The organism is Stenotrophomonas sp. SbOxS2 (assembly GCF_013416715.1).
Classification (GTDB): Bacteria; Pseudomonadota; Gammaproteobacteria; order Xanthomonadales; family Xanthomonadaceae; genus Stenotrophomonas; species Stenotrophomonas lactitubi.
The window spans coordinates 286,823-307,508 of sequence record NZ_JAAVXD010000001.1; the positions used below are offsets into that span (position 1 = coordinate 286,823).

Genomic DNA, 20,686 nt, shown 5'->3' on the forward strand with positions numbered 1-20,686 from the left:
TCACGCCTGGCCGTCCTCGGGTTGCACGAAACCGATGCGATCCAGCGCGTCTTTCAACTGCCCGCGGTCGGACCAGGTGGCAGCGGGCAATGCCAGCAGGGCCAGCAACCGTGCCTTGACGATGGCATGTGCCTGCGCGAACGCGGCCGCCTTGTCATCCGCGCTGCCCTCGACGGCGGCCGGATCGGGCAAGCCCCAGTGCGTGCGCACGAAGTCGCCGAACACCACCGGGCACGCCTCAGCCGCTGCGGCATCGCAGACCGTGATCACCAGGTCCATCGGCGCGGCATCGGCGAACTCGTCCCACGATTTGCTGCGCAGGCCTGCGGTGGCGATGCCCTCGGCCTGCAACTGGGCAAGGGCGAATGGATTGACCGCGCCGGCTGGCTGGCTGCCGGCGCTGAACACCTCGAAGCGGTGGCCGGCCCACGCCCGCAGCGTGGCTTCGGCAAGAACACTGCGGGCGGAATTGCCCGTGCACAGGAACAGGACGCGTTGGGTGGTCACGAAGCGGATCTCCGGTCAGCAGGCGCAATCAGGGGACGTCGGGCTGCAGGCCGGATCGGGCGAGCCTGCGCAGCAGTTGTGGGTGAGGTACTCGATCAGGCCGGTCATGGCACTGAAGTTGGCGCGGTAGCAGACATTGCGGCCCTGGCTCTCGCTCTCGACCAGCCCGGCCTGCAGCAGCTCCTTCAGATGGAAGCTGAGCGTGGCCGGCGGCACCTGCAGGGCGGTGCCGATGTCGCCGGCCATGCGGCCGGCCGGGCCGGCTTCCACCAGCAATCGGAAGGCGGCCAGGCGGGTGGCATGGCCAAGGGCGGTGAGGGCGGCGATTGCATTTTTCGTTTCCATATTTCTAGAATAGTCGAATGAATGAATCCATCGCAAGTCCCATCCTCCCGAATCTGGCCGAAGCCTCGCTTCCCCAGCCTGACCCGACCCTGCTGGGCGCCGGCCGCGCGCACCCGCCGCGGATCCTGCTGCTGTATGGCTCGCTGCGTCCGCAGTCGTTCAGCCGCAAGCTGGCGATGGAGGCCGAGCGCCTGCTGCGCCACCTCGGCTGCGAGACCCGGGTGTTCGATCCGCATGCGCTGCCCATGCTCGACAGCGTCGGCACCGATCACCCTGAAGTGCAGCGCCTGCGCGCGTGGTCGCAGTGGTCCGAAGGCCAGGTCTGGATCAGCCCGGAGCGTCACGGCACGGTCACCGGCGTGTTCAAGAACCAGATCGACTGGCTGCCGCTGGAAGATGGCAGCGTGCGCCCGACGCAGGGCAGGACGCTGGCGGTGATGCAGGTCAGTGGCGGTTCGCAGTCGTTCAACACGGTCAACACGCTGCGCGTGCTGGGGCGGTGGATGCGCATGCTGACCATCCCCAACCAGTCGTCGGTGGCCAAGGCATGGCAGGAGTTCGACGAGAACGGGCGGATGAAACCCTCGGCGTACTACGACCGGGTGGTGGATGTGATGGAGGAGCTGGTCAAGTTCACTCTGCTCACGCGGGACCGTTCGGATTACCTGGTGGATCGCTACAGCGAGCGCAAGGGTGATCAGCAGGCGGCCGCATTGGCGCGCTCGGCCGGGGCGGTGGTTGCACGTTGACGGCAGGCGGCGGCCGCAGGGATGCGCGTGTGCGCGGGCGCATCACCTCAATCCACTACCATGGGCCACCCCTCCAGGATGTGCCCCGATGTCGCTCGTCATCCCGACCCTGCCCAAGCCTCCCGCCGCACGCATCGCCGCCTGGTTGATGATGCTGCTGGGCATGTGGCTGGCACTGAAGCTTGGCCTGGTGGTGACCCTGCTGTCGGGCCTGCTGGTGTTCCAGCTGACCCATGTGCTGGCCTCCACCGTGGAAGGCAAGCTGCGTCCCGGGCGGGCGAGGGCGATCGCAGTGATCGTGCTGTCGGCGGTGATCATCGGCGTGCTGGTGCTGGCCGGTATCGGCGTGGCCGCGTTCTTCCGCAACGAGACCGGTGGCCCTGACGTGCTGCTGGCGCGGTTGATGGACATCCTCAACACCTCCCGGCACCAGGTGCCGGCCCTGCTGCAGCCCTACATCCCCGAAGACCTGACGGCACTGCGTGCGGCCGTCAACGACTGGGCCGCCGAACACCAGCGCCAGCTGGGCGTGGCCGGCACGTCAGTGGTGCAGGTGGGGGTGCGCGTACTGATCGGCATGGTGCTGGGCGCGATGATCGCGCTGTACGACGAACTGCCGCTGCCGAAGATGGGCCCGCTTGCGCAGGAACTGATCGGCCGCACCAGCCGCCTGGCCACCGCGTTCCGCCAGGTGGTGTTCGCCCAGGTCAAGATCTCGCTGCTCAACACCGTGTTCACTGCCATCTTCCTGCTGGGCGTGCTGCCGCTGTTCGGCGTGCACCTGCCGCTGTCGAAGACGCTGGTGCTGATCACCTTCCTGGCTGGACTGCTGCCGGTGGTGGGCAACATCATCTCCAACACCATCATCGCCATCGTCGCGCTGTCGGTGTCGTTCTATGTGGCCGTGGCTGCGCTGCTGTACCTGGTGGTGATCCACAAGCTGGAGTACTTCCTCAACGCGCGCATCGTCGGCGGCGAGATCCAGGCACGCGCCTGGGAACTGCTGCTGGCCATGCTGGTGATGGAAGCGGCGTTCGGCCTGCCGGGGCTGGTGGCTGCGCCGGTGTTCTACGCCTACGTGAAGCGTGAACTGGTGGACCAGCGCTGGATCTGACCCGACTTCACCCGGGCAGAGCGCTACACTGATCCGCACGCCAGGGGATACATCGATGGGCCGCAGGGCATCGCCAAACGGACTGCAGACCTGGCTCTGGATCCTCGCAGGCCTGTTCGTGCTGTGCACGCTGCCGCTGATGGTCATTGCGCTGGTGCAGGGTACGCAGCGCTATACCGAAGCCGAGGCCAACCTGGTCAGCCTGCGGCAGCTGAGGCAGACCTTCGAACTGGCCAATCTGGTGTCGGCCGAGCGCGGACCGGCCAACAGCCTGCTCGGCGCCGACAGCACCGATGCGCAGGAGCAGCGCCGGTTGGCTGCACAGCTGGTGGTCGCCCGGCAGCGGGTGGACGCAGCGACGCAGCACCTGCAGAGCGTGTTCCAGACCGACCCGCGGGTGGTGGACGAAACACCACGCCTGCATGAAGCGCAGCGGCGGCTGCAGACCGCGCGCGCTGCGGTGGACCGCGTCGCCGCACTGCCCAGAGGCGAGCGCTCGGCAGAGGAGGTGGAGCACGCGATCAACAGCATGTTCGCGGTGTACGACCGGCTGCAGGCGCTGACGTCGGTGCAGATCAGCGACCTGGTCGCCGCTGATCGCGAAGCCGCGATTCCTGCCATGCAGGGGCAGATCCTGATCGACCTGCGCGAGCACGGTGGCCGCTTGGCATCCAACGTGATGGTGCCGCTGGCGGTGCCCGGCGCGTGGCGGGAGCCACAGGTGCGCGCTGCGCAGCAGACCCAGGGCCGCCTGCTGGAGCTGTGGCGGTTGGCGGCCAGCCACGAGTCTGTATTCCGCAGCGAGCCGACGCTGTCCTGGCATTGGGACATGGCGCGCCGGCAGTTCTTCGGCCAGTCGCTGCCGATGGTGGAACAGCTGATCGACGATGGCCGGCGCGGCGTATCGCCCCCCTGGACGGCGGCCGAGTTCACCGCGCGCTACGTGCCCACCCTGCAATCACTGGAAGCGCTGCGCGATGGCTACCTCGGCGTTTCGATCGCGCGCTTCGAGCACACCCGCAACAAGGAAGCGGTACGCCTGGCCGTGCTGGCCGCCACGGTGCTGGGGACGTTGCTGCTGCTTGCGCTGGCCCTGCGCATCGCCCACGTGCAGATCCTGCGGCCATTGCTGCAGGCGCAGGCACAGGTGATCCAGATCGCCTCGGATACGCCGGGCACCGAGCAGCATGCCACCCACCCGATGGCGGAAATGCAGCGCCTGTTCGATGCCATCGAGGTACTGCGGGCGAAGTCGCACCAGCGCTCGGCATTGACCCGTGAGCTGCGCGAGCTGGCCGATACCGATCAGCTGACCGGCCTGTTGAACCGACGCTCGCTGGAGGAACGGGTGCGACGGCGGCATGCCGATGGGAGCACGCAGGCGGTGGTGATTCTGCTGGACGTGGATCATTTCAAATCGATCAATGATGGGCAGGGCCATGCGGCCGGTGACGATGTGCTGGTGCAGGTGGCGCAGCTGCTGCGCAGCCACCTGCGCCGCAACGACAGCGTCGCCCGCTACGGCGGCGAGGAATTCCTGGTGCTGCTGGCCGACGGCGATCTGGCCAGTGGACGGCAGCTGGCCGAGTCGCTGCGGGTGGCACTGCGCGGCAAGGACATCGTGCTGAGCAGCAGCGACATCCTGCGGGTCACCGCCAGCTTCGGTGTTGCCCAGGGCACGCTTGACCCGATCGGCTGGCATGCGCTGGTACGTGCCGCCGACACGGCCATGTACGCGGCCAAATCACTTGGCCGCGACCGTGTGCAGGTGGCCACAGGTGGGCGTGCGCCGCGCTGAGGAAGGCCTTGTTCATCGCCAGCGCACGCGTTCCTGCCTAGACTGGCCGCTCGTCTGCCGGAGGAGTACGCCATGACCCTGCGTTCCGTTGTGACTGCCACGCTGGTGGCGGGCCTGTTCGCTGGCTGCGCCAGCAGCGCACCGCAACGCGATGCTGGCGCCGATGCGCCGCGTCATCCTTCGATCGCCGCCGATGCCAGCCCGGTGCCAGCCTTTACCGGTGGTGGCGAAGGCTGGTCCATCGAGATCGCCTCCACCGGCAAGGGCAATCACGATGCCACGCTCACCGTTGCTGGCCGCAGCAGCGCAGGCACGCTGCGCTACCTCGGCCAACCGGCCGGTGCGCCCGGTTCGTTGACGGTGCTCAACGGTGAGTTGGGCAAGCAGCCGACCATTGTTGAGATCAAGCGCGAGCCCTGCCGCAACGCCGAAGGCGTGGATACATCGGCCAGCGTGCAGGTGACGGTTGAAGGCCAACCACAGCGCCGCGGCTGTGGCTTCCTGGCCGTGTACTGACCGATCCACGCATGATCGACATTCCGCTGCTGGAAACACCGCGCCTGCGCCTGCGCGCGCAATGCCTGGACGACTTCCCGGTGTATGCCGCGTTCCTGGCCTCGCCGCGGGCGCGCGGCATGGGCGGGCCGTTCGGTGAGGTCGCTGCGTGGGGACAGTTCTGTCACGACCTCGCCAGCTGGCATCTGTTCGGTCACGGCGCCTTGATGATCGAGCGCCGCGATACGGGCGAGTGCATCGGCCAGGTGGGTATCAACCATGGCCCGCTGTTCCCGGAACAGGAACTGGGCTGGCTGCTGTATGCCGGGCAGGAAGGGCAGGGTTTCGCCAGCGAAGCCGCCGCGGCGCTGCGTGATTGGGCGTTCGTGGTGCGTGGCCTGCCGACCCTGGTCAGCTACATGGCAGCGGACAACCACGCCTCGCAGGCCGTGGCGGTTCGCCTTGGCGGTGTGCTGGATGCGCAGGCGGTGCGCAGCGATCCGGACGATCTGGTGTTCCGCTATCCGCATTGACGGTGGATGGTCACTGCAGCGCGAGTGCGCTGCGCGCGGGAACGCCGCATAGGCTCACCGCGTGAAGAAACCGGCAGCAGCCATCCACGCCTCGGTCACCGCAGTGGGCAGACGCTGGGCGCCCACCTGTCGAAGGAACCACCCATGACTACGCTCACCCTGCCTGAACTGGCCAAGAAAATGGCCGGCATCGATTTCACCATGCTGCAGACTCACGCCAATGGCCAGATCGCCGGGCGCCCGATGAGCAACAACGGCGATGTGGACTACGATGGCGACAGCTGGTTCTTCACCATGGAAGACACCGACATGGTGCGCGAGATCAGCACCGACCCGAGCGTGGCATTGGGTCTGACCGGCAGCAAGTCGCTGCTGGGCAAGCCGCCGCTGTTCGTGCACGTGCAGGGCAGGGCAACGCTGATCCGCGATCGCGGCACGATGGCCCAGCACTGGGTGAAGGACCTGGAGCGGTGGTTCGAACAGGGCGTGGATACGCCGGGTCTGGTGCTGATCCACGTACACGCCAGCCGCATCCATTACTGGGATGGCGAAGACGAAGGCGAGATCGTGGTCTGATCGCGGAACCCGCACAGGGCCCCGTGCCTTGCGTGCATGGGTCAGGAGTGCGCAGGCTCGCCGGACCACGCGGCCAGTTCCGGCGCCAGTGCATGTTCTACTGCGCGGCGCAGCAGGGCCGGCGCCACGTAATGCCGGTGCGCGCTGTCGATCATCGCCATGTAGAAGCGACCGAACGCATTGAGCGTCTGCACGCGCGAGCCCAGACTGATTTCGACCTGGCCGTCCTCGTTGAACTGCACGCGTACGCTGCTGCGGAAGCGCAGATGGCGGTCATCGGCACCGAGCAGCACTTCGGCACACCGGTCTTCCGCATCCACCTGCGCATCCAGTACCGGGAAACGACCACCGAAGACGCGGCTGCGGTCGCTGGACAGCAGTGACGACACCGGACATCCCAGCGGGGAGGTGCGCAGACGCAGCGGCGCAACCAGGCGATTGCGCAGGGCCATCAAGCGGCCTACGCCGGCTGGCGGGTTGCGCAGGAATCCGTCCAGTACGTCGGCCAGCAGGGCGGAGGCGGAGCGGTGGCCGGTCTGCCCGCCGTGCAACGCCAGCGTGGTCGTGTCGTTGTAGTGACTGTGCGGCAGTGCGCTGGCGAGCAACCCCTGCGTCGGCGCTGCGCTGCTGCAGACCGGGTATGCCGGCGTCGCCCGTTCCACGAATCCGCGCAGTGGCTCCAGGCTGAGGCGGCGCAGCGGCCCGAGCAGCGTGCGCGTCTGCGCGCACAGGCGCGCGCGCAGGCTGGGTGCTGCCGCCTGCAGTGACAGCTGCAACAACGGCGTGGCCGCCAGTGTGGTTGCGGTAGGCCAGTGCGCATCAGGCAGCACCTCGGTCAGGCTGGGAATGTCTGCGGCGTTGGCCTGTGCCTGTACGCGTGCGTGCTCGCTCATCGCCCCGGCCAGCTCATTGCTGTGGCACGAAAGCGCGAACAGGGCAGGGTGTGCCGGACTGTTCGAGGCGAACTGGTGCCAGGTGCCACCACCAAAGCGCACGGTGAACAGGCAGTCCGGTGGGATGCGGACCCGACGCAGTGATCGCAGGAAGTGTGCGGGATCGTCCGCCAGCTGCCCATCGGACGCGCTGGCAAACCGTAGTTCGGCACCCGCACTGCCGGCGATGGCGGTGAACATGCGCGGCCCGGCATGGCGATGGAAGGGGTGACCACCGGCACCCACCACGAAGCTGTACAGCGACGACGCATCGCCGTGCTGCAGGTGCATGCCACCCAGCCGCGCTGAAGGCTCGTCCAGTGCATCGATGAAAGCGGGGTGGTGGCGCTGGCGCTGGCTGGCATCGCTCACCAGCGCATCGCCGGCACCGATGCCGAGCTGCGCGATCAGGGTGACTTCCACCGGGCCACCGCCGTCCTGTGCCGGAAGCTGGATACTCGGGAACGAACGGCTGGTGCGGGTCGAACCGGGCATCACAGTGCTCCTCAGCGGGCAGGGGTCTTGCGGCGTGCGCGCGCTTCGCGCTTCAGCGGGCCACCCACTGGACAGACTTCGGCGGCCCAGGAAAACAGCGTGTTGGCCAGGCGGTCGGGTACCTGCCGGAAGTACACGAACTGGCCGCGCTTCTCGCGTTCGATCAGGCCGGCGTCTTCCAGGATGCGCAGGTGGCTGGACAGTGCCGGCTTGCTGAAATCGAAGCGCTCGGCCAGCTCGCCCGCGCTGAGCTCGCCGGCGCTGAGGTAGGCCAGGATCTGCCGGCGTGCGGTGGAGGCCAGGGCTTCGAAGATGCGGTCCATGGGGTCAGTTAACTAATTCGTTAACTGATGTTCTCCCTGGGGCTGGGTGATGTCAAGCGGGCGTGCCCGTTGCGTTCTGCCACCCGGCTTTGCCATCCTCCCCGCTGTTTTCCGTTCCCTGGAGTTCCGATGCGCCCTGCGCCCTGGCTGATGGCTGGCCTGCTGCTGCCGATCGTGGTGATGGCCCAGCCCGCGCGTGCGCCGAAGGCACCGGCGCAGGATCCCTTCAGCGAACTGTTCGACACCGCCTGCATGCAGCACATCGGCGCACCGGCGCGTCTGCAGTCGCTGATGGATGCCAACGGCCTGACCCCGCTGCAGCCGGCCGAGGCGGCCACGCTGCTGCAGGGCCAGCCGGGCATGGCGTGGATGGTGCCGCTGGCCAGTGGCCGCTATGCGGTCAGCTGGGCCGACGATGGCACCTGTACCGTGTATGCCGAGAAGGCCGACCCGGCGGTGGTGCAGAAGGGCTTCGCGCGGCTGATGCAGGCCGCGCCGAAACCGCTGCAGATCCGCTCGCTGCCCTCGCGCGGTCCATTGTCCGGCGACCAGGTGGCGATCCAGTACGGCTGGGCAACGCCGGGCGAGAGCAAGCTGCGCGTGCGCTTCCGGCTGGTTACCCGGCAGGCCGCCGAAGCGGGGGTGCAGGCGATGGCCTCGGCCACGCCGGGCGAAGCGATGCGCGAACAGGCCGCGCCGCCTGCATCCGCACCCGCCCGGTAACGGCGCCGGAGCGGAAGCGATTCAGCCAACAGCCCCCGGATGTGATATATCGTTTATCGATAAATCCACCCCGGGGCGGCAGGGCCGCTCCACATCGGAGGCTGCTTGACCGTTCGTCCCGCCCGCGCCCTTCCTGCGCGCGGCTTGTTCACCCTGGCCCAGACCGCCGTGCAGGCGGTGCGCGCGATGTGCTGGCTGGGCATCCTGGCCGCGCTGCTGGCAGTGCCGCTGGTGGCCTACGACCGCAGCTGGCTGCTGGACAGCGTGCACGATGCGCACGCGGCGGCCATGCACGGTTCGCATCTGTTCCTGCATTTCTGCGTGGGCCTTGCCGCCATCGTCGCGCTGCTGGTGCTGTGCCTGGTGTTCCTGCGCCACCTGGCGCGGCTGCTGCGGTCTGCGGCCAACGAGCGCCCCTTCACCCATGCCAATGCCGTGCGCCTGCAACGCATGGCCTGGCTGATGCTGGCGATGGAGGTGCTGTCGATCGTGATCGGGCTCTACGCCAGCTGGATGGGGCCGGACTTCGCCTGGATGGAGGTGGGCGGCGGCATGTCGATCACCGGCCTGGTCGCGGTGCTGATGCTGTTCGTGCTGGCGCGGGTGTTCACCGTCGGCGCAGCGATGCGCGACGATCTGGACAGCGTGATTTGATGAGCATGAGCTGATGGCGATCATCATCACCCTCGACCGCATGCTGCAGCAACGTGGCATGACCCTGTCCGAGCTGGCCGGGCGCATCGACATCACCCTGGCCAACCTGTCGATCCTGAAGACCGGCAAGGCACGTGCGATCCGCTTTTCCACGCTCGATGCGATCTGCCGCGAACTGCAATGCAGCCCCGGCGACCTGCTCGGGCATGACCCGACGCAGGCGCAGGATGCGGATTGACCTTCGCCTCGCCGCACACCTGCACTGCACCACTTTCCCCTTACTGACGAAACGGACCTGAAATGGAATGGTTGGCTGACCCCTCGATATGGATGGGCCTTGCAACCCTGGTCGTGCTGGAGATCGTTCTCGGCATCGACAACCTGGTGTTCATCGCGATCCTGGCCGACAAGCTGCCGCCGCACCAGCGTGACCGCGCGCGGGTGATCGGCCTGGCACTGGCGCTGCTGATGCGGCTGGTGCTGCTGGCCGCGCTGGCCTGGATCATGAAACTGACCGAACCGCTGGTCACCCTGTTCGAGCACAGCTTCTCCGGGCGTGATCTGATCCTGCTGGCCGGCGGTCTGTTCCTGCTGTTCAAGGGCACGATGGAACTGCACGAGCGGCTGGAAGGCCGCGAGCATCACGAAGATGGCAAGAAGGTCTACGCCAGCTTCGCTATGGTGGTGGCGCAGATCGTGGTGCTCGATGCGGTGTTCTCGCTGGACTCGGTGATCACCGCCGTCGGCATGGTCGACAACCTCGGCGTGATGTATGCGGCGGTGACCATCGCGATGGTGCTGATGCTGCTGGCCAGCAAGCCGCTGACCCGCTTCGTCAACAAGCACCCGACCGTGGTGGTGCTGTGCCTGGGCTTCCTGCTGATGATCGGTTTCAGCCTGGTGGCCGAGGGCCTGGGCTACAGGATTCCGAAGGGGTACCTGTACGCGGCCATCGCGTTCTCGATCCTGGTGGAAGCGTTCAACCAGTGGATACGTTTCAACCGCGAGCGCAACGAGCAGCGCCAGCCGTTCCGCCAGCGCACCGCCGACGCCGTGCTGCGCCTGCTGGGCGCGCGGCAGGCCAATGGCCACGATGAAGAAGACGCCGATGAGCGCGGCACTGCCGAAGAACGCCTGCAGCCGGCCGAGCACGAGATGATCCGCAGCGTGCTGGGCCTGGCTGATCGCCCGGTGTCCAGCGTGATGACCGTGCGTGCCGACGTGCAGTGGATCGACATGGCGCGCGGTCACGACGACGTGGTCGCACGGCTGGTGACGTCGCCGCATACGCGGATGCTGGTGGGCGACGGTGACCTGGACAGCCTGCGCGGCGTGGTGCAGAGCCGCGACCTGCTGGCCGACCTGCTGCAGGGCAAGCCACTGCAGCTGGAAGGCAACCTGCGCGAGCCGCAGTACGTGCTGTCCAGCGCCAGTGCCTTGCAGGCCCTGGAACTGATCCGCCAGCACCCGGTGCCACTGGCGGTGGCGGTGGACGAGTACGGCAGCGTGGAAGGCCTGGTGACCGCCAATGACCTGCTGGCGGCCATCGCCGGTGACCTCGCCGACACCCAGGATGAGCGCTATGGCGTGGTCGCGCAGGGCGAGGACTGCTGGGACGCCGACGGTGCGCTGACCTTGGACGACCTGCAGCGGCTGGCCGGCGTGTCGCTGCCGCGCAGTCCGGACTACATGACCATCTCCGGGCTGGTGCTGGAACAGCTGGGGCGCCTGCCCGACATCGACGACACGCTGGAGGTGGCCGGTATCCGCATCACCGTGCTGGCGATGGAGAAGCGCCGCATCACACGATTGCGGGTGGAGCGCTTGCCCGAAGCATGATGGCGCCGGGGCCGGGCCTGAGCCCGGCTCTATCCATTGCCATCTTCTGCCGTCACCATGGCGGGCCTGTTTGCCGTTCTGGATTGTCGTAGTGCTGAGTACGATTGGTTTTCTGATGGGCCTGTATGTGGCCTGGCGCCTGTTCTGGCCGTTGCGCCTGCCTGTCTGGTTGAAGGTGGTGCTGTCCGCGCTGCTGGTCGGCATTGCCGTGCAGCTGCGCATCGTCGCCAGCTTCTGGGGCACGATGGCCTCGCCGGAGATTCCGAAGATGGCCATCGCCACGCTGGCCACCGGCTCCACCGCGGTGCTGCTGCTGGCCCTGGCGCTGCTGGTGCTGGATGCCGGCCTGTTGGCTGCGCGCCTGTTGCGCGCACCGCGTGCCCTCTCTGCACTGCGCAACAGGGCGTTGCGCCCGTCTGCCGCGGTGCTGGCGCTGCTGCTCAGTGCCTTCGGTGTCAGCCAGGGCATGGCCGTACCCCAGCCGCGGCAGATCGAGGTGGCAATCGCCGGTCTGCCGCAGGCCTTCGATGGCTACCGCGTGCTGCAGCTCACCGACATCCATGCCAGCCGCCTGCTCACCGGCGACTGGGTGCGCCAGGTCGTAGCAGCAAGCAATGCACTGCAACCGGATCTTGTGGTGATCACCGGCGACCTGATCGACGGCACGGTGCAGGCGCGCCGCAACGATTACACCCCACTGGCGGACCTGCGAGCGCCGGACGGGGTGATCGCCATCACCGGCAACCACGAGTACTACGCGCAATACAGCGAATGGATGCAGGCGTTCCGCGCGCTGCACATGCAGGTGCTGGAAAACAGCCACACCCAGGTGCGCCGTGGTGATGCCGCGCTGACCATCGCCGGGATGACCGATCCGGTGGCCTCGCGCTATGGCCTGCCACTGCCCGACCTGGAGGCGGCGCTGGCCGGGGCCGATCCTGCCGCGCCGGTGATCCTGCTCGACCATCGGCCACGCAATGCACGCGAAGCGGCTGCACGCGGGGTGAAGCTGCAGCTTTCCGGGCACACCCATGGTGGCCAGATCATCGGCATGGACCAGCTGGTGAAGCGTGCCAACGGCGGCTTCGTTTCCGGCCGCTATACGGTGGATGGCATGACGCTGTACGTGAGCAACGGCGCCGGCCTGTGGGCGGGATTCCCGGCGCGCATCGGCGTGCCGTCGGAGATCACGTTGATTACCCTGCGTCGGGCACGGTGACACAGTGGGGTCGGGTCCCTTTGCGAACAGCAAAGGGACCCGACCCCGATTGCCACGGAAGGCGAGCATCCACGCATGGCGTGGATCTACTGCTTCGTCACTGCCGCCGTGACACCCTTCAGCGATGAAGGAAAACACGCGATGACGGCGGGGCGGCAGCGCTCGATGTGGGTGGCGGGCCTGTCCACGGTAGTGGAGTGGTACGACTTCACCCTGTACCTGTACTTCGCCACGGTGCTGTCGCGGGTGTTCTTCGGCGGCGGCCAGGAGGCGATGCTGGTTACCTTGGCCGGTTTTGCGGTGTCCTATCTGATGCGTCCGCTCGGTGCGCTGTGCTTCGGCCACCTGGGCGACCGGCTCGGCCGGCGCTGGATGCTGCTGGCCTCGATGGCGCTGATGGCGGCGGCCATGCTGGCCACCGCGTTGCTGCCGACCGCCGCGACCGCCGGTGCGACGGCTGGCGTGCTGCTGTTGATCCTGCGCTGCGTGATGGCATTCTCGGTGGGCGGCGAATACACCGGCGTGGTCGCCTATCTGCTGGAAAGCGCGCCGGCGCGACGACGTGGCCTGGTCACGTCGTTGGCTTCGGCGGCCAGTGAAGTGGGCGCGCTGCTGGCGGTGGCGATCTCTGCCCTCACGGTGGCGCTGTTGCCTGCGCCGCAGCTGGACAGCTGGGGCTGGCGAATCCCGTTCTTCTTCGGCGCGGCGCTGGCACTGGTGATCCTGATCGCGCGTTCGGGCATGCACGAATCGCCGGAGTTCGAACGGCAGCGACGCGAAGGCAGCATTCCCGCCACGCCGCTGCGGCATGTCCTGCGCAACCATCCTGGTGCGGTGGCACGCACATTCGCGATTTCCGCACTGGGGTCGATCACTTACTACGTAGGCATCACCTATGTGCCAGCGTTCCTGCACGCGCAGGGACACGAGGAAGGCGATGCGCTGTGGCTGTCGACCATTGCAGCGGTGGCGGTGATCGCAATCACTCCGCTGTGCGGCGCGTTGTCCGATCGCTTCGGGCGGCGTCCGCTGCTGCTGGGGCTTACGGTACTGGCGGCGCTGCTGCCGTTGTCGATGTTCGGCTGGATGGCGTCTGCCGCGCCACTGGGCATCGTGCTCGCAGCAGTGGTGCTGGCCTGCGTGGCCGGTGGCATCAGTGCCGTGGCGGCACCGGCCACGGCAGAACAGTTCCCGGGCGAGGGCCGGGTCAGTGGACTGGCGTTGGGAGTGACCATGGCCACCGCGGTGTTCGGCGGGGCGACGCCGTGGCTGGCGCAATGGTGGGTGGAACGCAGCGGCTGGGCGGCGGCGCCGGGGGCGATGATCGCGCTGGTGGCGGTGCTGGTACTGCCGGTGCTGTGGACCCTGCCGGAGACCGTGCCGAAGACCCGCCCCGTGTCCCGGGGCGGGCAGTGAGCGCTTAGACCTTCAGGGTCTGCTCGATGTCGGCCAGTACTGCAGCCGCATCGACGCCAATGGCAATCGACTGCAGCACGTGGCCGTCCCACACGCTGGGGCCGAAACCCATGCCTTCCGGCTTGGGAATGGTCATGCCGCGGGCGACGCCGTCGGTGGCCACGCGCACGCTGGCGCGCTCGAACTGGAACAGCTCCGGGCGGGTCAGGGCGATACAGGCGCAGCAGTCGTGCACGACCATGCCCTTGTGGCCGGCCTGCAGATAGAAGTCGACGTAGTCCTGCGACAGGGTGCGGACCAGTTCGGCATCGGCGCCACCGATGGCGGCCAGTTTGTCCAGGCCGTCACGGTCCATTTCCACGCGGGTGGTCACGTCCAGGCCGATCGCGGTCACCGGCCAATGGGCAGTGAACACGATGTCGGCCGCTTCGGCGTCGCCCCAGATGTTGGCTTCGGCCGCCGGAGTGATGTTGCCGTTGACGTGGAACGCACCGCCCATCAGCACAACGCCGCGCACCAGACCGGCGATGTCCGGTGCCTGCTGCAGGGCCAGCGCCAGGTTGGTCATGCGGCCGACCGCCACCAGGGTCACTTCGCCCGGATGGGCGCGCACCAGGTCGATGATCAGCTGGTGGGCCGGGCGGCTGTCGGCGGCCACATCCAGGGCCTCCGGCACCGGGTGGTTGCCCAGGCCGTTGTGGCCATGGATGTGCACCGGCCAGGCTTCCGGGGTGGCTTCGGGCTGCAGCGGGCCTCCAGCGCCGCGCGCGATCGGCGCGGACAGGCCCCAGGCCTGCTTCAGGTACAGCGCGTTGTGGGTGGTCGACTCCACCGAGGCATTGCCGAAGGTGGTGGTGACGCCGATCAGGTCGATCTGCGGATGCTTGTGCAGGTACAGCAGCGCCAGCGCGTCGTCGACGCCCGGGTCGGTATCGAAAATGACTTTCAGCATGTTGTTGTTCTTCTTCTTCCGTGTGGTGCAGGGGGGCCGGCGGCCCCGAGGGCAGGCCGGCGCGCCCTACATTGTCCCATCTTCATGACAGGCAGGGCGAACTGGCGGCGGTGGTATCGTCTGCGGGCCCGAACCCGTCGCAAGGAGCTGCGCCATGCTGGCTGTGACCCTCGTCCTGATTGCCCTGGTGCTGGGGCTGAACCTGGTGGCCAGTTTCGTGGTGCTGGGGCGCGACGACCTTCCCATCAGCAGCCGCGCCGGGCAGCTGCTGGTGGTGTGGCTGCTGCCGCTGGTCGGCGCCATCGTGTGCATGGCGATGGCTACTGCCGATGGCTCACCCGCACGGGGCGATGGCAATGGCAGTGGGCCCGCCGATTTCTCCGGCGGCTATTCCGGAGACAGCAACAGCCACCACAGCTACAGCAGCTCGGACTGCGGCAGCGGCGACAGCGGTGGAGGCGGTGACGGCAGCAGCTGTGGCGGTGGCGATTGACGCAAGGTTCCTGGTTGCCGGCCAGCGGCCGGCACTACCGTGACCTGGCCTCGCCGGGGGAGTGCCGGCCGCTGGCCGGCAACCCGATGAACTCAGCTTCCGCCTTCGGTCGGCAACGGCGCAGGCACGTTCAGCAATCCGCCGCTGGCCACATACGCGGCCAAGGCCTGGCCCTGGCTGAGCAGATGCCGCTCCATCGTGCGTTCGGCGCCGGCCGCATCGCGCTGGCGGAAGCACTCCATCAGTTCGCGGTGTTCAGCCAGCGACTGCGCGGTGCGGCCCGGGGCCAGCAGCTGGCGCCCGCGATGCATCTTCAGGATACGGTGCAGGTCGTGGGTGATGCGGATCAGCCACGGGTTGCCGGCGTAGTGCTGCACCGTCTCGTGGATGAGGTAGTTGTTGCGGTAGTACTCGGCGATGTTGCCGTCTGCGGCCGCCGTTTCCATTGCCGCGTGCAGTTCTTCCAGCTGCTGCACGCCGGCGTCGTCGATGTGCTTGACCGCTTCATGCGCACAGCGGCCTTCCAGCATCGCCATCACCGGGAACAGCTGGTTGAGGTCTTCCAGCGTCAATCGGGTGACCCGCGCACCGCGGCCCGCATCGATCTGTACCAGGCCTTCGGCGGCGAGCAGCTTCAGCGCTTCACGCAACGGCGTGCGACTGATGCCCAGTTCCTCGCACAGCGCCGGTTCGTCGATCCACTCGCCCGGTGGCAGGCGGTAGTCGTAGATCCGCTCGCGCACGTGTTCGGCCACCTCTTCGTACAGAGGGGCGCGCTTCTTCGGAGTACGCGGAGCGGGAGCGATGGCCATGCGGAAAGTGTAACGCCAGGTAGTGCCGGCCGCTGGCCAGCAACCCATGATCGCTGGATGGCTTCATGAGATTGCCGGCCAGCGGCCGGCACTACCGTTGGCTGGTTACATCCAGCCCGGCACCACGAACACCAGCCAGGCCAGCAGTGGGCCGAATGCCACCACCAGGCCGCTGTAGACCAGGAAGCGGCGGAACAGCGTTTCGCGTTCTTCCTTCGCGGCAGAGGCCACTACCAGTGCGCCGTTGGTCGAGAACGGGCTGACATCGACGATGGTGGAGGACACGGCCAGCGCGCAGATCACGCCGGCGGCGCTGAGATGGCCCTGCATCAGGAATGGCACGGCCAGCGGAATGGTGGCACCAAGCACTGCTGCCGACGAGGCGAACGCGGAGACGATGCCACCCACGTAGCAGACCAGCAGTGCGCCCAGCAGCGGGATGCCGATGCTGGAAACACCGTGGCCGATGAAGTCCACGGCACCGGCATGTTCCAGCACGCCGATGTAGGTGACCACGCCGCAGATCAGCAGCACGGTGGACCAGCTGATGCCATCCACCGCACCCTTCTGGCTCTGCGGCGACAGCAGTGCCAGCACCACCGCAACGGTGATCGAGACCAGGCCGACGTTGAGGTTGTAGATCAGTGCGGCCACGCCCAGGCCGAGCAGGCCGATCAGGGTGAACAACCGCTCGCGGGTCAGGCCCACCGCGTCCAGTGCCACCGGATCGTTGGACAGGGTGCCACCACCGGCCGCGACCAGCGCACCGTGGCCTTCGATGGCGAACTGCCGCGACGAGGCCTGCGGACCACCGGCCATCGCCAGTTCCGCCGTGCCGACCGTGCCCGCCGCAGTGATCGAACCGCGACGCAGCAGTGCGATGCCGCCGAAGGCGAAGAAGCAGATCGTGGCCATCATGAAGTTGAAGCCGAGGCTGGTCAGGAACACGGCCATCTCGGTGACTTCCAGCCCGGCCTTCTGCACCACGCCATTGGTGATGCTGCCGTACACGCTGATCGGCGAGAAGCCACCCGCCTGCGCGCCATGGATCACCAGCAGGCCCATCATCAGCGGGTTGATGTGGTACTGCTTGGCAAAGCGCAGTGCGACCGGACCGATGATCGCCACTGCGGCCGGGCCCAGCGCGCCGAAGGCGGTCAGCACGGCGGTGATCACGAACATCACCCACGGAATGGCCACGATATGGCCGCGCACTGCTTTCACCGCCCAATGCACCAGCAGGTCGATGGTGCCGTTCTTCTGCGCGATGGCGAACAGGTAGGTGATGCCGACCAGGGTCAGGAACAGGTCACCCGGGAAGCCGGCGAGGACTTCCTTGCCCCCCATGTCGACCCAGAGACCGCCGACGATGAAGGCCAGCGCGAAGGCGACGGCGCCCATGTTGATCGGCATCGCGGTGGCGACGATGAACATGATCACCAGACCGATGATCGTTGCAATTTGTGGAGTCATGCGCCCTCCCAGACACCTGATTCGCGTACTGCACGGATGGAAGCCCGCCATCCCGGGGTATGGCCTGTTACGTACTGCGCGTTACGTACTGCTCAAACCCGCTACCGCTCAACCCCGCTACTGCAGCCGCTGCAGCGCGCTGCGGACCCACGCCGCCGCGCCGTCCAGGCTCTGGAATTCCTCGATCGCGCGCACCTCGCAGCACGGATAGGCCGGCGCGATCATGCGTGCCAGCGCGTTGCCCGGGCCCAGCTGCAGGAACACGCGCGCGCCGCGCTCGAAGGCCTGGCGCATCACCTGTGCCCATTCGATGGTCTGCGCCAGCTGTGCGGACAGCGTATGCACCGTCATCGTGGTGTCGCGCACCGGCCGTGCATCGATGCCGGCCAGCAGTGGCAGGCGAGGGGCATGCAGGGTGGTCGCCTGCAGCGCCGCGGCAAACGGTGCGACTGCCGCCGACAGCAGTGGCGTGTGCGCCGGCACATGCACCGGCAACGGGCGCACCTCCGCGCCCTGCGCGTGCGCGGCAGCGGCCAGCGCATTCAGTGCCTGCTGCGTGCTGCCAACGATGAAGTGATCTGCGCCGTTGGCGATGGCCACGTGCGCGCCGTACGTGTCGCACAGCGGCTGCAGCGTCTGTCGATCCAGGCCGAGGATGGCCTGCATGCCCGCACCGGCGGGACTGGCAGCATCCATCAGGCGCGCGCGCTGGGCCGACAGCGAAAGGCAGGTGCTGGCATCGAAACTGCCAGCAATGGCGTGCGCCGCCAGTTCGCCGATGCTGTACCCGGCCAGCACGATCGGGCTCGGCAGGGCGTCGCGCAGGACATGCCATTGCGCGATGCTGGCGGCGCACAGCAGCGGTTGCGCCTGTGTGTTGTCGAAGCGGTCGTCGGCGGCTGCGGCAGCGAACACGTCGCGTCCCAGCACATCACCCGCCGCGTCCAGTACCGCGCGTGCAGCGGCGATGCCACGCACGCGGTCGAACATCGCCGGATGCTGCGCACCCTGTCCGGGGCAGAGCAGGGCCAGGCTCATACGCCCTCCTGCTGCAGCAGGAACCAGGCGCAGGCCAGCAGATCGGCACTGCCACCCGGGCTGAGCCGACGCGTCACGAACGCATCGCCCATGGACTGCAGGCGCATGCGCCAGTCCAGCGCGAAGGCGCCGCCCGAGGAAAGGAATGCGCTCGCTTGTTGCTGCGCCCAACGCAGGCCCTCGGCGCCGCCACGGTGCAGCAGGTTCAGATCGTCCACCTGCGCCATCAGCTGCATCAGCGTGTGGCACAGCGCGGCGTCGCGCGGCAGGCCGCTGTGCAGCGCATGGCGCAGGGTCGGCAGGGCCAGCTCGCGCAGCACCGGGTAACCAGCGGCGGCCTGCTCGCGTACGCCGCTGACCCCATGGCGTGCGCGCGCGCGTTGTCCCGGGCTGTGCGGGTCCAGTGGTGCCGCGATGAGCGCGTCGTTCCACTGCTGGACTGCCAGACACACCTGTGCGCCGGATACAGCATGGCCATGCACGCGCCTGCGCTCAGCAGCGGCGGCCACCAGCAGGCCAAGGCTGAAGATCGCGCCGCGATGGGTGTTGATGCCGGCGGTGGCGGCCAGCATGGCCGTTTCGGCGGCAATGCCGTGATCGCGCAGCACCGTGAAGGGGGCACCCGCGGCACCGGCCCTGGCCACCGCAGTGAAGTAGTGGCGCAGGGCGAACAGGCTGCGCAGGAACGTGCTGGCATCCATGTCGTCATGGCTGCCACTGTTGAACGGCGTGACCAGGCCCGGTTTCGGGGCGCAGGCCACCTCGGTGTGCAGGCTGGCAATGGCCAGCCGTCCCAGGCGTGCGCTGTCTACCATCGTGCCGTGTGCGGGCAACTGCTTGCGGGCGGCAATCATGCGGTCACCTCGCACTTGTCGAACAGCGCATCGCGCGCTTCCAATGCGGCTCCATCCAGACGTTTCACCAGCACCTGCCGACTGCGGCCGGCAAGTTCGCGCCAGTTCACCGCACCGCCATCGGGCAGGCACAGCTCGCCATCAAGGCGATGCGGATGGCGGCTCTCCCATGCCAGCAACTGCGCGATCAGTGCCTCGGCCTGCGCGGCATCGGTCACCTGCCATAGCAGGTCGATGTCCGAACGCTCATGCACGTAGGGCAGGGCGGTCAGCCATTGCCAGGCGAAGGCGCCGAACACACGGGCCGGGGCCAGTGCCTGCAGGTCGTGAAGCGATTGCTGCCACGCCTGCGGAACCACGGCGTCGCCTGCCGCCAGCAGCTCACTCAATGCCGGCGGTGCGTGCATGCGAGCGACGTCGTGCAGCGGTACGCGCAACGACAGCCTCTGCTTGCCTTCGGCCGGTGGCAGTGGAACGCCCAGTCGCAGGCGCGGATCGGGATCATCCGCCGCACGACGTGCCACTACGGCAGGGAAGCCGTGCGCCAGCCACGCGGCAAGGCGCGGTTCGTGCGTGGGCACGTCGGCCCGCCAATCGGCATCGACCGACAGCCAGACCAGCGTATGCCGGGCAGGCCGCTCAGGCATTGCCCTGGCTCACGGCAATGGCCACCTGCGCAGCCAATGTGCGGCCACCGCGTTCGGCGCCCAGCGCCGCGCGATGGTCACCGTCGGCGGGTGCGCGCAGTGCATCCAGCAGGTGACGCGCCAGATCACCATCCCACAGCGATTGCACTGCGCCCATCGCCACATAGTTCTCCACGCCGGGCGCGAACACCGGCGAGGTCAGGCTCAGCGCCTGCAGTTTTTCCAGCGGCTGCTTGGTCACCCTTGCCATCGCGCGCAGGTCCATCACCCGCACCTGTGCATCGGGCAGGGCATGGATGTGGTCAGCCATCAACCCGAACGACAGGAAGCCACCGCTGACCGATTCGCCGTAGACCAGCGTGACCAGGCGCGCACCACGACGGCGGGCCAGGTCCAGGGTCTGTGCGAGGTGGGCGAAGTAGCCGTTGATGCCCAGCAGTTCATCGCGGCGCGCCAGGCGCTGGCCGGCGGTATCGACCAGCATCACGATCGGACGCTGCGGATGTGCAGCGGTGCTGGCCAGCACGGTGTCGGCCAGCACCAGCGCATGGTCAACGCCCACTTCGATCTTGTCGGTGGTGCCGATCACGGTCACCTCGCCGTCGTCGGTGGTCGCTGATCCGGTCAGTACCGAATCGTTCACCGTGATTGCGCGGCCACGCGGGAACAGCGCGTCCAGCAGCGTAGTCAATGGCATGC

The 20,686-nt window shown here is 67.7% G+C and carries 24 protein-coding genes; 13 read left to right on the forward strand and 11 right to left on the reverse strand.

Annotation, left to right across the window (positions count from 1 at the left end; genetic code table 11):
* Both HFK18_RS01415 and HFK18_RS01420 read right to left on the reverse strand, forming a co-directional pair.
* Complete coding sequence (locus HFK18_RS01415) at positions 1–507, reverse strand: arsenate reductase ArsC (RefSeq protein ID WP_100551806.1); 507 nt, start codon at positions 505–507, stop codon at positions 1–3.
* A gap of 15 nt (positions 508–522) precedes the next feature.
* Entirely contained in the window at positions 523–852 is a 330-nt protein-coding gene (locus HFK18_RS01420) for a metalloregulator ArsR/SmtB family transcription factor (protein ID WP_100551807.1), read from the reverse strand.
* Positions 853–869: 17 nt separating this feature from the next.
* Here HFK18_RS01420 and arsH point away from each other — a divergent pair, with 17 nt between their 5' ends.
* From arsH to HFK18_RS01450, 6 genes are all read left to right on the forward strand, one after another.
* The gene (arsH, locus tag HFK18_RS01425) at positions 870–1,601 is read left to right on the forward strand and encodes an arsenical resistance protein ArsH (RefSeq protein WP_180163880.1); all 732 of its coding nucleotides are present in this window, start codon (positions 870–872) and stop codon (positions 1,599–1,601) included.
* An 88-nt stretch (positions 1,602–1,689) separates the two neighbouring features.
* Positions 1,690–2,715 carry an AI-2E family transporter gene (locus HFK18_RS01430; protein ID WP_099819337.1) on the forward strand — a complete coding sequence of 342 codons (1,026 nt, stop codon included), beginning with the start codon at positions 1,690–1,692 and terminating at the stop codon, positions 2,713–2,715.
* 55 nt (positions 2,716–2,770) lie between these two features.
* Positions 2,771–4,513: a GGDEF domain-containing protein gene (locus HFK18_RS01435; protein WP_180163882.1), complete on the forward strand. Its 1,743-nt coding sequence runs from the start codon at positions 2,771–2,773 to the stop codon at positions 4,511–4,513.
* A 72-nt stretch (positions 4,514–4,585) separates the two neighbouring features.
* Positions 4,586–5,029 (forward strand): hypothetical protein, encoded by a 444-nt coding sequence (locus tag HFK18_RS01440; RefSeq protein WP_180163884.1) that lies wholly within the window; start codon positions 4,586–4,588, stop codon positions 5,027–5,029.
* Between the two features lie 11 nt (positions 5,030–5,040).
* Entirely contained in the window at positions 5,041–5,541 is a 501-nt protein-coding gene (locus tag HFK18_RS01445) for a GNAT family N-acetyltransferase (RefSeq protein WP_180163886.1), read from the forward strand.
* A gap of 144 nt (positions 5,542–5,685) precedes the next feature.
* The gene (locus HFK18_RS01450) at positions 5,686–6,117 is read left to right on the forward strand and encodes a pyridoxamine 5'-phosphate oxidase family protein (protein ID WP_180163888.1); all 432 of its coding nucleotides are present in this window, start codon (positions 5,686–5,688) and stop codon (positions 6,115–6,117) included.
* Between the two features lie 41 nt (positions 6,118–6,158).
* Here the strand turns inward: HFK18_RS01450 and HFK18_RS01455 are convergent, their stop codons facing one another.
* Entirely contained in the window at positions 6,159–7,544 is a 1,386-nt protein-coding gene (locus tag HFK18_RS01455) for a DUF2867 domain-containing protein (protein ID WP_180163890.1), read from the reverse strand.
* A gap of 11 nt (positions 7,545–7,555) precedes the next feature.
* Positions 7,556–7,867 carry a metalloregulator ArsR/SmtB family transcription factor gene (locus tag HFK18_RS01460; RefSeq protein WP_025873922.1) on the reverse strand — a complete coding sequence of 104 codons (312 nt, stop codon included), beginning with the start codon at positions 7,865–7,867 and terminating at the stop codon, positions 7,556–7,558.
* A gap of 129 nt (positions 7,868–7,996) precedes the next feature.
* On the opposite strand from HFK18_RS01460, the gene HFK18_RS01465 reads away from it, so the two are divergent.
* The 6 genes from HFK18_RS01465 (at position 7,997) to HFK18_RS01490 (ending at position 13,718) form a co-directional block, all read left to right on the forward strand.
* Complete coding sequence (locus HFK18_RS01465; protein ID WP_165376517.1) at positions 7,997–8,590, forward strand: hypothetical protein; 594 nt, start codon at positions 7,997–7,999, stop codon at positions 8,588–8,590.
* Positions 8,591–8,776: 186 nt separating this feature from the next.
* Complete coding sequence (locus HFK18_RS01470; RefSeq protein WP_100554063.1) at positions 8,777–9,244, forward strand: DUF2975 domain-containing protein; 468 nt, start codon at positions 8,777–8,779, stop codon at positions 9,242–9,244.
* 13 nt (positions 9,245–9,257) lie between these two features.
* Positions 9,258–9,482 carry a helix-turn-helix transcriptional regulator gene (locus HFK18_RS01475; protein ID WP_100551815.1) on the forward strand — a complete coding sequence of 75 codons (225 nt, stop codon included), beginning with the start codon at positions 9,258–9,260 and terminating at the stop codon, positions 9,480–9,482.
* Between the two features lie 62 nt (positions 9,483–9,544).
* Positions 9,545–11,083 (forward strand): TerC family protein, encoded by a 1,539-nt coding sequence (locus tag HFK18_RS01480; RefSeq protein ID WP_180163892.1) that lies wholly within the window; start codon positions 9,545–9,547, stop codon positions 11,081–11,083.
* 82 nt (positions 11,084–11,165) lie between these two features.
* Positions 11,166–12,302, forward strand: coding sequence for a metallophosphoesterase (locus HFK18_RS01485; protein WP_180164322.1), 1,137 nt, complete (start codon positions 11,166–11,168; stop codon positions 12,300–12,302).
* Positions 12,303–12,443: 141 nt separating this feature from the next.
* Positions 12,444–13,718 (forward strand): MFS transporter, encoded by a 1,275-nt coding sequence (locus HFK18_RS01490; RefSeq protein WP_180164324.1) that lies wholly within the window; start codon positions 12,444–12,446, stop codon positions 13,716–13,718.
* Positions 13,719–13,722: 4 nt separating this feature from the next.
* Here HFK18_RS01490 and HFK18_RS01495 read toward each other — a convergent pair whose 3' ends face one another.
* Positions 13,723–14,670 carry a nucleoside hydrolase gene (locus HFK18_RS01495; protein WP_180163894.1) on the reverse strand — a complete coding sequence of 316 codons (948 nt, stop codon included), beginning with the start codon at positions 14,668–14,670 and terminating at the stop codon, positions 13,723–13,725.
* 154 nt (positions 14,671–14,824) lie between these two features.
* Here HFK18_RS01495 and HFK18_RS01500 point away from each other — a divergent pair, with 154 nt between their 5' ends.
* Entirely contained in the window at positions 14,825–15,163 is a 339-nt protein-coding gene (locus HFK18_RS01500; RefSeq protein ID WP_180163896.1) for a hypothetical protein, read from the forward strand.
* Positions 15,164–15,255: 92 nt separating this feature from the next.
* On the opposite strand, the gene HFK18_RS01505 is transcribed toward HFK18_RS01500, so the two are convergent.
* The 6 genes from HFK18_RS01505 to mdcE all read right to left on the reverse strand — a co-directional run bounded on the left by HFK18_RS01505 (position 15,256) and on the right by mdcE (position 20,684).
* Entirely contained in the window at positions 15,256–15,975 is a 720-nt protein-coding gene (locus HFK18_RS01505; RefSeq protein ID WP_180163898.1) for a GntR family transcriptional regulator, read from the reverse strand.
* A gap of 105 nt (positions 15,976–16,080) precedes the next feature.
* Positions 16,081–17,448, reverse strand: a complete 1,368-nt coding sequence (locus HFK18_RS01510) for an SLC13 family permease (RefSeq protein ID WP_100551821.1) — start codon at positions 17,446–17,448, stop codon at positions 16,081–16,083.
* 117 nt (positions 17,449–17,565) lie between these two features.
* A complete protein-coding gene (gene mdcH, locus HFK18_RS01515) occupies positions 17,566–18,486 on the reverse strand; it encodes a malonate decarboxylase subunit epsilon (RefSeq protein WP_180163900.1) in 921 nt (306 codons plus the stop codon).
* A complete protein-coding gene (mdcB, locus tag HFK18_RS01520; protein ID WP_180163901.1) occupies positions 18,483–19,340 on the reverse strand; it encodes a triphosphoribosyl-dephospho-CoA synthase MdcB in 858 nt (285 codons plus the stop codon). Before mdcB ends, mdcH begins: the two co-directional genes overlap by 4 nt.
* A complete protein-coding gene (mdcG, locus tag HFK18_RS01525) occupies positions 19,337–19,987 on the reverse strand; it encodes a malonate decarboxylase holo-[acyl-carrier-protein] synthase (protein WP_180163903.1) in 651 nt (216 codons plus the stop codon). Before mdcG ends, mdcB begins: the two co-directional genes overlap by 4 nt.
* Entirely contained in the window at positions 19,980–20,684 is a 705-nt protein-coding gene (gene mdcE / locus HFK18_RS01530; RefSeq protein WP_180164326.1) for a biotin-independent malonate decarboxylase subunit gamma, read from the reverse strand. Before mdcE ends, mdcG begins: the two co-directional genes overlap by 8 nt.
* Between the last annotated feature and the right edge of the window lie 2 nt (positions 20,685–20,686).